Below are 1,689 nucleotides of genomic sequence, written 5' to 3' on the forward strand. Positions count from 1 at the left end.
GCTCGTGTCGTGAGATGTTGGGTTAAGWCCCGCAACGAGCGCAACCCTCGTTTTTAGTTGCCATCATTAAGTTGGGCACTCTAGAGAGACTGCCGGTGACAAACCGGAGGAAGGTGGGGATGACGTCAAGTCATCATGCCCCTTACGCCTTGGGCTACACACGTACTACAATGGCCGGGACAAAGAGTCGCAAGCATGCGAATGCAAGCTAATCTCATAAACCCGGTCTTAGTTCAGATTGCAGGCTGCAACTCGCCTGCATGAAGGCGGAATCGCTAGTAATCGCAGGTCAGCATACTGCGGTGAATACGTTCCCGGGCCTTGTACACACCGCCCGTCACACCATGGAAGCTGGTCACGCCCGAAGTCGTTATCTCAACCCGCAAGGGAGGGAGGCGCCTAAGGCAGGGCTGGTGACTGGGGTGAAGTCGTAACAAGGTAGCCGTACCGGAAGGTGCGGCTGGATCACCTCCTTATAGGGAGACCTATTTATGTCTAGACTGAACCAATACAGAATTAGGTCAGACATAAGTCATCCCAAGGTCGTTCGAGATTTATTGGAAAGCTTTCAAACTAAGTCAGGTTCTAAATTTGGCTAACATAAAGGGCCATTAGCTCAGTTGGTTAGAGCGCACCCCTGATAAGGGTGAGGTCACTGGTTCGTGTCCAGTATGGCCCACTTGAGAATCTAACAACTAGAAGCCAAAAGCTGAAAGTGATAGACAACTCTGGGGATATAGCTCAGTTGGTAGAGCGCCTGCTTTGCACGCAGGAAGTCAGGAGTTCGAATCTCCTTATCTCCACCAAACTACTAACGCGATTACCAACAAAAGCAAAAGCAAGAGTTTAGCAACTCATCTAGTCAGGTAAAACCTAAATAACTAGAGAGACTGCTAAATTCTAGCGAGAGCGAGAATTTAGAAAGAACCTTGAAAACTGCATAGTAATAGTAATAAGAAGCAAGTAGATCCAAAGTGGAAACACAGAGGTCAAGCTACAAAGGGCTCACGGTGGATACCTAGGCACAAGAAGGCGATGAAGGACGTGGTTACCTACGATAAGCTGCGGGGAGCTGGAAGCAAGCCCTGATCCGCAGGTTTCCGAATGGGGCAACCCTATATACTGCCCGTTGAATAAAATAGACGGGAAAGAGCGAACTCAGCGAATTGAAACATCTTAGTAGCTGAAGGAAGAGAAAATAAATAATGATTTCCTAAGTAGCGGCGAGCGAACGGGAACCAGCCCAAACCAGTTGGCATGACCGACTGGGGTTATAGGACAGCAACACTGTACAACAGAGACTAGATGAAGTGTTTGGAATGACACGCCAAAGAGAGTGAAAGCCTCGTAATTAAAAATCAAAGTTGGCAAGCTGTATCCTGAGTAGCACGGTACACGAGAAATTCCGTGTGAATTCGCGAGGACCACCTCGTAAGGCTAAATACTCACTTGTGACCGATAGTGAACCAGTACCGCGAGGGAAAGGTGAAAAGAACCCCGGAAGGGGAGTGAAATAGAACATGAAACCGTGAGCTTACAAGCAATGGGAGGACGATTTAACGTCTGACCGTGTGCCTGTTGAAGAATGAGCCGGCGACTTATAGGCAGTGGCAGGTTAAGGGGAAAATCCCGAAGCCAAAGCGAAAGCGAGTTTGATAAGAGCGATAGTCACTGTTTATAGACCCGAAC

2 tRNA genes and 2 rRNA genes are annotated in these 1,689 nt (G+C 48.5%); all 4 read left to right on the forward strand.

Features of this window, described 5'->3' with window-relative positions:
- Nucleotides 1–476, forward strand: a 16S ribosomal RNA gene (locus B9G53_RS03375); the annotation flags it as partial.
- Between the two features lie 129 nt (nt 477–605).
- A tRNA-Ile gene (locus tag B9G53_RS03380) sits at nt 606–679 on the forward strand.
- A 51-nt stretch (nt 680–730) separates the two neighbouring features.
- Nucleotides 731–806: transfer RNA gene (locus B9G53_RS03385), tRNA-Ala, on the forward strand.
- 181 nt (nt 807–987) lie between these two features.
- Nucleotides 988–1,689, forward strand: a 23S ribosomal RNA gene (locus tag B9G53_RS03390); the annotation flags it as partial.

Source organism: Pseudanabaena sp. SR411 (genome assembly GCF_002251945.1).
Classification (GTDB): domain Bacteria; phylum Cyanobacteriota; class Cyanobacteriia; order Pseudanabaenales; family Pseudanabaenaceae; genus Pseudanabaena.